This is a genomic window from Corallococcus llansteffanensis (genome assembly GCF_003612055.1).
Taxonomy (GTDB): Bacteria; Myxococcota; Myxococcia; order Myxococcales; family Myxococcaceae; genus Corallococcus; species Corallococcus llansteffanensis.
In genome coordinates, this window is record NZ_RAWB01000457.1 from 1 (window position 1) to 8,015 (window position 8,015).

At 68.8% G+C, this 8,015-nt stretch carries 8 protein-coding genes; 2 read left to right on the forward strand and 6 right to left on the reverse strand.

Annotated features, from left to right (window positions below):
- On the reverse strand, window positions 1-307 hold a 307-nt coding region (locus D7V93_RS31775; protein ID WP_120646957.1), incomplete at its 3' end, for a TetR family transcriptional regulator.
- A gap of 90 nt (window positions 308-397) precedes the next feature.
- Here D7V93_RS31775 and D7V93_RS31780 point away from each other — a divergent pair.
- Entirely contained in the window at window positions 398-1,855 is a 1,458-nt protein-coding gene (locus D7V93_RS31780; protein WP_120646951.1) for an FAD-dependent monooxygenase, read from the forward strand.
- 270 nt (window positions 1,856-2,125) lie between these two features.
- Here D7V93_RS31780 and kce read toward each other — a convergent pair whose 3' ends face one another.
- The 5 genes from kce to kamD are packed head-to-tail and all read right to left on the reverse strand — an operon-like array spanning window position 2,126 to window position 6,164.
- Complete coding sequence (kce, locus tag D7V93_RS31785) at window positions 2,126-2,953, reverse strand: 3-keto-5-aminohexanoate cleavage enzyme (protein ID WP_120646952.1); 828 nt, start codon at window positions 2,951-2,953, stop codon at window positions 2,126-2,128.
- Window positions 2,950-3,348 (reverse strand): 3-aminobutyryl-CoA ammonia lyase, encoded by a 399-nt coding sequence (gene kal, locus D7V93_RS31790; RefSeq protein WP_199728875.1) that lies wholly within the window; start codon window positions 3,346-3,348, stop codon window positions 2,950-2,952. Before kal ends, kce begins: the two co-directional genes overlap by 4 nt.
- On the reverse strand, window positions 3,345-4,130 hold the full coding sequence (gene kamE / locus D7V93_RS31795) for a lysine 5,6-aminomutase subunit beta (RefSeq protein ID WP_120646953.1): 786 nt from the start codon (window positions 4,128-4,130) through the stop codon (window positions 3,345-3,347). Before kamE ends, kal begins: the two co-directional genes overlap by 4 nt.
- Before the next feature lie 4 nt (window positions 4,131-4,134).
- A complete protein-coding gene (locus tag D7V93_RS31800) occupies window positions 4,135-4,617 on the reverse strand; it encodes a hypothetical protein (RefSeq protein WP_120646954.1) in 483 nt (160 codons plus the stop codon).
- Window positions 4,614-6,164 (reverse strand): lysine 5,6-aminomutase subunit alpha, encoded by a 1,551-nt coding sequence (gene kamD / locus D7V93_RS31805; RefSeq protein WP_120646955.1) that lies wholly within the window; start codon window positions 6,162-6,164, stop codon window positions 4,614-4,616. Before kamD ends, D7V93_RS31800 begins: the two co-directional genes overlap by 4 nt.
- Window positions 6,165-6,462: 298 nt before the next feature.
- Between kamD and D7V93_RS31810 the strand changes: the two genes are divergently transcribed.
- Entirely contained in the window at window positions 6,463-7,998 is a 1,536-nt protein-coding gene (locus tag D7V93_RS31810) for a catalase (protein ID WP_120646956.1), read from the forward strand.
- Window positions 7,999-8,015 lie beyond the last annotated feature (17 nt).

Below are 8,015 nucleotides of genomic sequence, written 5' to 3' on the forward strand. Positions count from 1 at the left end.
CGACGAAGGTGCCGGCGTAGACGCGGGCGCCATCGCGGTGCTGGAGGAACGCGCGCCGCAGGTCGTCCGCCACGGTGCGCACCACCGGCTCCCAGGGCGAGTCCGCCGTCAACGTCCGCGCCACGTCCTGGACCAGCGTGTCCGCCATCGCGTCCAGCAGGGCCTGCTTGCCCGGGAAGTGCCAGTACAGCGACGGCGCCTGGATGGAGAGCGCCTTCGCCAGCACGCGCATCGTCAGGCCCTCCAGGCCCGCCTCATCCAGCAGCGCCCACGCCGCCGCCACGACCTGCTCCCGCTGGATTCGCATGCCCCGGTCCACCCTCGCTGACTTGACAAACTAACACCGTTAGTTGATCCCTAACAACGTTAGTTTAAGCCTTCGGGCGGGAGGTCGGTCATGGCGGAAGTCCTCGAGGTGGCGGTGGTGGGAGGTGGCCCTACCGGGCTGTGGCTCGCCTGCGAGCTGGCGCTGGCGGGGGTGCGCGTCCGGGTATTCGAGCGGCGCGCGGAGCCGGTGCGTGAGTCGCGGGCGCTGACGCTGCATCCGCGTTCGCTGGAGGTGCTGGCGCTGCGCGGACTGGAGGGACGGTTCCTGGAGCGGGGCCGGCCGCTGCCCACGGGCCACTTCGCGATGCTGGACACGCGGCTGGACTTCAGCGTGCTGGACACGCGCTTCCCCTACACGCTGTTCCTCCCGCAGGCCGTGACGGAGGCGCTGCTGGAGGCGCGGGCCCGGGAGCTGGGCGTGGACGTGCTGCGCGGCCACACCGTGGAGGTGCTGCGCCAAGACGACGAAGGCGTGGACCTGGAGGGAACGTCGGGCGAGGGCCTGTTCCAGGTCCGGGCGCGCTTCGTGGTGGGGGCGGACGGGGCGCGGAGCGCGGTGCGGAGGCTCGCGGGCATCGCCTTTCCGGGAACGGACGTGACGCGCACGGCGGTGCTGGGGGACGTGACGCTCGGTGAGCCGCCGTCACAGCCGGCCATCGGCATCGCGAACACGCGGGGCGGCGTGATGGTGGTGCCGATGGCGCCGGGCGTCCATCGCATCGTCATCAACGATCCGCTTCGCGAACACGTGTCAGTCCGCGAGCCCGTCACGCTGGAGGAACTGAGAGAGAGCAGCACGCGCATCGCGGGCACGGACTTCGGCATGAAGGATCCCCGGTGGCTGTCCCGCTTCGGCAACGAGACACGGCTCGCGGAGCGCTACCGGGAGGGCCGTGTGCTGCTCGCTGGGGATGCCGCGCACATCCACTTTCCGGCGGGAGGCCAGGGGCTCAACGTCGGGTTGCAGGACGCGATGAACCTGGGCTGGAAGCTCGCGGCGGTGGTGAAGGACGGCGCGCCGGAGGCGCTGCTGGACAGCTACATGCGCGAGCGCCGGCCGGTGGGGGATGCGCTCATCCGCAACACGCTGGCGCAGACCGCGCTCATGAGCGCCACGCAGGAGACCCTGGCCCTGCGCGAGGTGATGAGCGACCTGCTGCGGGCACCGGACCTCAACCGGAAGCTGGCCAACGCCATCGGCGCGCTCGACGTGGGCTACGCGTCGCTGGAGGTCCCTGCGCCCCGGCTGGACGCGCCTCTCCTGCCCGAATGGAGCGGGCGCAGGCTGTGCGACCTGGACCTCACGCAGGACGAAGGCACGGACGTCGCGCTCTACGCAGCGCTGCATCCGGGCCGGTGGTTGATGCTGGGCTTCGGCTCAGGCCCCCTGCCTCGCTGGGAGCCGGGATGGCCTCCGAGGGCGACACAGCTCCGCGCGCGACGGCCCGTGGGACGCGCCGAACTCCGCGACGTCGGCGGAATGCTGGTCCGGCCCGACGGACACGTGGGCTGGGCGTGGGCTGCGTGAAGCGCCCGTGCCGCGTGCAGGGGGCCCGTGGGACGCGCCGAGTTCCGCGACGTCGGCGGAATGCTGGTCCGGCCCGACGGACACGTGGGCTGGGCGTGGGCCGCGTGAAGCGCCCGTACCGCGCGCGACGCGCCGAGCTCCGCGACGTCGGCGGAATGCTGGTCCGGCCCGACGGACGCGTGGGCTGGGCGTGGGCCGCGTGAAGCGCCCGTGAGGCTCGCGGGCCCGGGGCGTCCTCCGCGCCCGGGCACCGCGACTTCGCATCCGACTTCAGCTCAAGCGCAGGAGCTGCCGGGCCTGCTCGGGCGTGGCGGGCTCGCGGCCGTTCGCACGAGCGCGCTTCGCGGCCTCGGCCACCAGCTCGTGGTTGCCCTTCGCGAGCACACCCTTGGACAGGTAGATGTTGTCCTCCAGGCCCACGCGCGCGTTGCCGCCACGCTTCGCGGCCTCGTCCACGAACGGGAGCTGCTGGCGGCCCACACCCGCCACCGTCCACGTGCAGCCCTCCGGCAGCGCGGCGATCATGAAGTCCAGCACCTCCGGCCGCGCCTGTAGCGCACCCGGCACGCCCAGCACGAAGTCGAAGTGCGCCGGCAGCTCCACCAGGCCCTCCTTGGCCAGGTAGCGCGCCTCGTCGATCATCCCCACGTCGAAGCACTCCAGCTCCGGCCGCAAGCCAATGGCGCGGATGCGCTTCGCGATGTCACGCACCAGCGGCCTCGGGTTCCAGAACACCTCTTCCCCGAAGTTCACCGTGCCCGTCGTGAGTGTGGCCATGTCCGGCCGGTCCGCGCCGGTGAGCGTGAGCGCGCCACACCGCTCGTCCACGTCCATGCCCACCGCGCCGCCCGTGGACGTCTGGATGAGCACGTCGGTGCGCTTGCGGATGGCGCGGATCGCCGCGCGGAACAGCTCCGCGTCCTGGGACGGCTTGCCCTCCGCCGTGCGCACGTGCAGGTGCACCATCGCCGCGCCGGCCTCACGGCACTTCGCCGCGTCCTCGGCAATCTCCTCCGCGGTGATGGGCAGGTACGGCGTCTGCTCGCGCGTCGTCTCCGCGCCCACCATCGCCGCGGTGATCACCATGGGCTTGCTCATTTCTGCCCCCGCTGCTTGTCCTTCGGAACCACGCAGGTGCCCGTCGCACGGCACACGACGATGGCCTCCGGCAGCACGTCCGCCGCGGAGTCATTCACGTCCGGCCTCGGACGGATGACCTTGCGCGCCTCGAAGCGCATCTTCCGCGACGAGTTGCCCATGCTGACGATCTCACCCTCCGCTTCGATGAAGTCGCCCGCGTATACCGGCGCCAGGAACTCCACCGCGTCGTAGGCGCGGAACAGCCCCTCGTCCCCGTCCGAGCGGATGCACAGCTCCGTGGCCACGTCGCCGAACAGGCCGAGCATCCGCGCCCCGTCCACCAGGTTGCCGCCGTAGTGCGCGTCATGGCTGCCCATGCGCAACCGCAGTACCGCCTTCACGCCCGTGCTCACGTGGGTTCCCCCTGGTAGTGGGAGTCCTGGGACTCCTTGCCCTCTTTCTTCAACACCGCGTGGACGATGTAGTTCGCAACATCGGACGGCTTGGTGCCCGCCCCGAAGCCCGCGTCGAAGCCCAGCTCCAGCGCCAGCTTGTGGTCCACGCGCGGCCCGCCCAAGAGCAGCAGCGTCTTGCCGTGGATGCCCGCGGCCTTCGCCGCGTCGATGAACTGACGCGAGTTGTCCTTGTGCACGTCGCGCTGCGTGACGACCTGGGACACGAGGATGGCGTCCGCCTGCTTCGCCATGGAGCGCTTGATGAGGTCCTCGTTCGGCACCTGGCTGCCCAGGTTGAACGCCTCGAAGCCCGGGTAGCGCTCCAGGCCGTAGTCGCCCGCGTACCCCTTCATGTTCAGGATGGCGTCGATGCCCACCGTGTGCGTGTCCGTGCCGGTGCACGCGCCGAAGACAACGATGCGGCGGCCCACCTTCTCCTTGATGAGCGCGTTGAGGTCGTTGAACCCCATCTTGCGCACCACCACTTCCGGCACGTCGATCTCCGCGTAGTCCAGCGACACGGCGGAGCGCGCGTAGACAACGAAGAACGTGTACTGGTCCGCCGCCCGCTCGGCGGCCGCCACCTTCACGTCGGTGAAGCCCATCTTCTTCGTGAACTGGGCGGCGGCCTCCTTCGCCTTCTCCGACAGCGGCACCGGCAGCGTGAACGACAGCTGCACCATGCCGTCGTCGCGCCGGTCTCCGTAGGGGCGGATGATCTGCTTGCTCGGCTTCACCATCGGCTCACTTCCCCTTGGGCGGAGTGAACGTCACGCTGGTGCCGACCTTCTCGGCCACCGCGGCGAAACGATCCTTCTTGCCCTGCTCCATGTAGAAGACCACCGACCACGTGGTCTTCCCGTTGCAGCCCACGTACGTCACCGTGTCCACGTTGCCGCTGCCGTCCGGCGCCGCGTCCGTGTCCGCCTTCCAGGCCGCCGGCTGGCCGCCCACCTTCACCATCGTCCAGCTGGTGCCGCCGATGCTCGCGAGGATCTTCTGGCGACAGACCTCCGCCTTCATGCCCGCGGTCTGCACCGCGCCCACGTCCACCAGGAAGTACGCGTCACCGGAAGGCGCCAGGAACTTCTCCGTGCCGTCCATGGACGAACGCGTCCACGCGGCCGGGGCCTTGAGCGAAACGTTCTTCACCGACACGTTTGTCAGCGCATCCGCGGAACCGCCGCCCGCGGCCAACATCACAGTCAGGAAGGTACCGAGCATCATGACGCCTCCAGCATTTCAAGGAACGGGTTGAAGTAATCCGGAGCCTTCGGCAACACGCCGTCCAGGCCCTTGCCACCGGTCTCCTCGCGCTTGACGTCGCCGAAGCGGCCCTTGCCGATGGCGGCCACCATGCCCTCGGCATGGCACTCGCGCAGCAGCTGCTCCGCGTTGGCGAACACCTCTCGCGCCCGGTTGGCGATCTTCCCGTCCTCGCGGACGGTGAACTCCTCGTCGATGCCGCGCGCCGCGCGGTGGATGTACGACGCGGACTTGAGCGCCACGTACCGGTCCGCGAGCAGCGGCGTGTGCATGGCCTCCGTCATCATCCCCAACAGCTGGATGCCCTGCCGCGTCCAGATGGCCACCAGGTCCGCCATCACGTCGTACGCGTGGCTGAAGAAGATGTCCGTCTCCTTGTGCTTGGTGGGCGGCATGTACTTGAGCGGCGCGTCCGGGAAGCAGCGGCGCACCAGCATCGCCTGCGACAGCTCCAGGAGCAGCGTGTCGTCGCGGTACGGATCGATCTCGTACGAGTGCCCGATGCCCAGCTGCCAGTCCTTGAGCCCCGCGCGCTTGGCGAAGCACTCGTTGATGAACTGGCTGGCGATGACGGTGTGGGCCGCGTCGTAGGCGTCCGCGGTGGTGATGTAGTTGTCCTCGCCGGTGTTGATGATGATGCCGGCCAGGGCGCAGATGCGGCGGCTGAAGTACTGGTCGATGAACGTCCGCCGCATGTTGATGTCGCGGAAGAGGATGCCGTACATCGCGTCGTTGAGCAGCATGTCCAGCCGCTCGTACGCCGCGCAGAAGGCGATCTCCGACATGCACAGGCCGGACGAGTAGTTGGTGAGCTGGATGTAGCGCTTGAGCTTGCGGCTCTCGTCGTCCAGGGCCTCGCGCATCACGCGGAAGTTCTCCTGGGTGGCGTAGGTGCCGCCGTAGCCCTCCGTCGTCGCGCCGTGGGGCACGTAGTCCAGGAGCGACTGCGCCGTGGAGCGGATGACCGCGATGACGTCCGCGCCTGCCTGCGCCGCGGCCCGGGCCTGATCCACGTCGTCGTAGATGTTGCCCGTGGCGACGATGACGTACTTGTGCGGCGCGGGCGACATGGGGAACTGCTCGCGGAGCGCGTTGCGCTGGGCGATGCGCGACTTGAGCTCCGCCATCGCCGCGCGGGCCTCCGAGCGCACCTCGTCGCGCAGGTTGGCCTCCATCTCCGGCGACAGCACGCCCATCTTGTCCGCGGGCAGCGCGGTGAGGCGCTCCACCGCTTCCAGCGGGCTCTTGGCGCCCAGTTGCAGCGCGCGGCCGTACCAGTACGCGGCCCCCCGGTTGAGCACCCCGGCGGCCTTCAGCTTGTCCACCATGAGGTTGGCGAGCGGCACGCCGCGCGTCCCCGCACCGGAGAGACCGAAGAAGCGCAGCACGGTGCGCTCGTTGGAGACGGTGGTGTTGTGTTGGATGAGGTCGAAGATCGGGTTGACGATCTCGTCCGCCAGCTTCCGCGCCTCTGCAATCCGCGCGTCGTCGATAAACGGGCCTGACATGCGCGCACCCTACCCGAGCCCCAGCACAATGCGCTCAAGAACCCGGGCGCCCGGCCCCCTGGAAATGATGCCGCACCGAGGCATCAAAGCGCGTCATACGGCCACACCGAATTTTCGGTGCTGACTGGAACACCGCCAGGGCGGTGCCGCGAACAACCGGCATTTCGGTGAAATCACCGAAATGCCGGTGGCTATTTCACAGTCAATACGCCAAGTCTTTGAATTTCCTTGGCTCATCCTGGCGGCATGGGGCGTGCTTTGTCCAGCTCCGCCTTCCCCCGAAACCCAGGAGTTCACTTTGATGCGTCGCTCCCTGTTACTCGCGGTCCTGCTGTCCGGCGCACCTGCCCTCGCGGCCGGGAACCCTCCCCCCATCACCACGGACTCCGGTGCGCCGCTGGGCACCAACCAGAGCTCGAAGACGGCCGGGCCGCGGGGCGGCATCCTGTTGGAGGACTTCGCCCTCATCGAGAAGCTGGCGCGCTTCGACCGTGAGCGCATCCCGGAGCGCGTGGTGCACGCGCGCGGCGTGGGCGCCTACGGCTCCTTCGAGAGCTACGGCGACTTCTCGCAGTTGACGCGCGCGTCGGTCTTCTCCCAGAAGGGCAAGAAGACGCCGATGTTCGTGCGCTTCTCCACGGTCATCCACCCCAGTGGCTCGCCGGAGACGCTGCGCGATCCTCGCGGCTTCGCGCTGAAGTTCTACACGGACCAGGGCAACTGGGACCTGGTCGGCAACAACCTGCCCATCTTCTTCATCCGCGACGCCATCAAGTTCCCGGACATGGTGCACTCGCTCAAGCCGTCGCCCATCACCAACCGGCAGGACCCGAACCGCTTCTTCGACTTCTTCAGCCACCAGCCTGAGTCCACGCACATGCTCACCCAGCTCTACTCGGACCTGGGCATCCCGGCGAGCTACCGCCAGATGGATGGCAACGGCGTGCACGCCTACAAGTTCGTCAACGCCAAGGGCGAGGTGAAGTACGTCAAGTTCAACTGGAAGTCGCAGCAGGGCGTGAAGGGCCTCACCGTGGAGGAGGCGACGAAGCTGGGCGGCGAGGACTTCCAGCACGCGACGCACGACCTCTACACGAACATCCAGCAGGGCAAGTTCCCCTCGTGGGAGCTGAGCGTGCAGGTGTTGGACCCGAAGGACCTGGACAGCTTCTCGTTCGATCCGCTGGACGCGACGAAGGAGTGGCCCAAGGACAAGCTGCCCCCGGTGAAGCTGGGCAAGTTCACGCTCAACAAGATGCCGGACAACTTCTTCGAGGAGACCGAGCAGGCCGCCTTCTCCCCGGGCGTGGTGCCGCCGGGCATCGAGCCGTCCGAGGACCGGCTGCTGCAGGGCCGCCTCTTCTCCTACGCGGACACGCAGCGCTACCGCGTGGGCGCCAACTACCTGTCGCTGCCCGTGAACCACGCGCGCACGGCGGTGAACAACAACAGCCAGGCGGGCGCGATGAACACGGCCAACACGAAGTCGGACGTGAACTACGAGCCCAGCATCACGAAGGAGACGATGGACACGCCCGCGGCGCTGCTGTCCCAGGCGCCCCTCTCGGGCACCACGCAGCAGCGGGCCATCGACAAGACGGACAACTTCGCGCAGGCGGGCGCCTTCTGGGCGGCGCTCGACGCGGGCGGCAAGGAGCGGCTGGTGCAGAACCTGGCCGGCGACCTGGGCCAGGTGCGTGACGCGAAGGTCAAGGCGCGCCTCGTTGGCTTCTTCTACACGGCCAACGCGGACTACGGCACGCGGCTGGCCAAGGCCGTCAACGTGAAGCTCGACGACGCGAAGGCCGCCATGGCCCCGCTCGCCGCGCGCTAGTCCCCCCAAGCCACACC

Excerpts from the sequence above, each read along its gene's own strand:
- D7V93_RS31780 (WP_120646951.1), top strand. The coding sequence starts at position 398 with ATGGCGGAAGTCCTCGAGGTGGCGGTGGTGGGAGGTGGCCCTACCGGG.
- kce (WP_120646952.1), bottom strand. The coding sequence starts at position 2,953 with ATGAGCAAGCCCATGGTGATCACCGCGGCGATGGTGGGCGCGGAGACG.
- kamE (WP_120646953.1), bottom strand. The coding sequence starts at position 4,130 with ATGGTGAAGCCGAGCAAGCAGATCATCCGCCCCTACGGAGACCGGCGC.
- D7V93_RS31800 (WP_120646954.1), bottom strand. The coding sequence starts at position 4,617 with ATGATGCTCGGTACCTTCCTGACTGTGATGTTGGCCGCGGGCGGCGGT.
- kamD (WP_120646955.1), bottom strand. The coding sequence starts at position 6,164 with ATGTCAGGCCCGTTTATCGACGACGCGCGGATTGCAGAGGCGCGGAAG.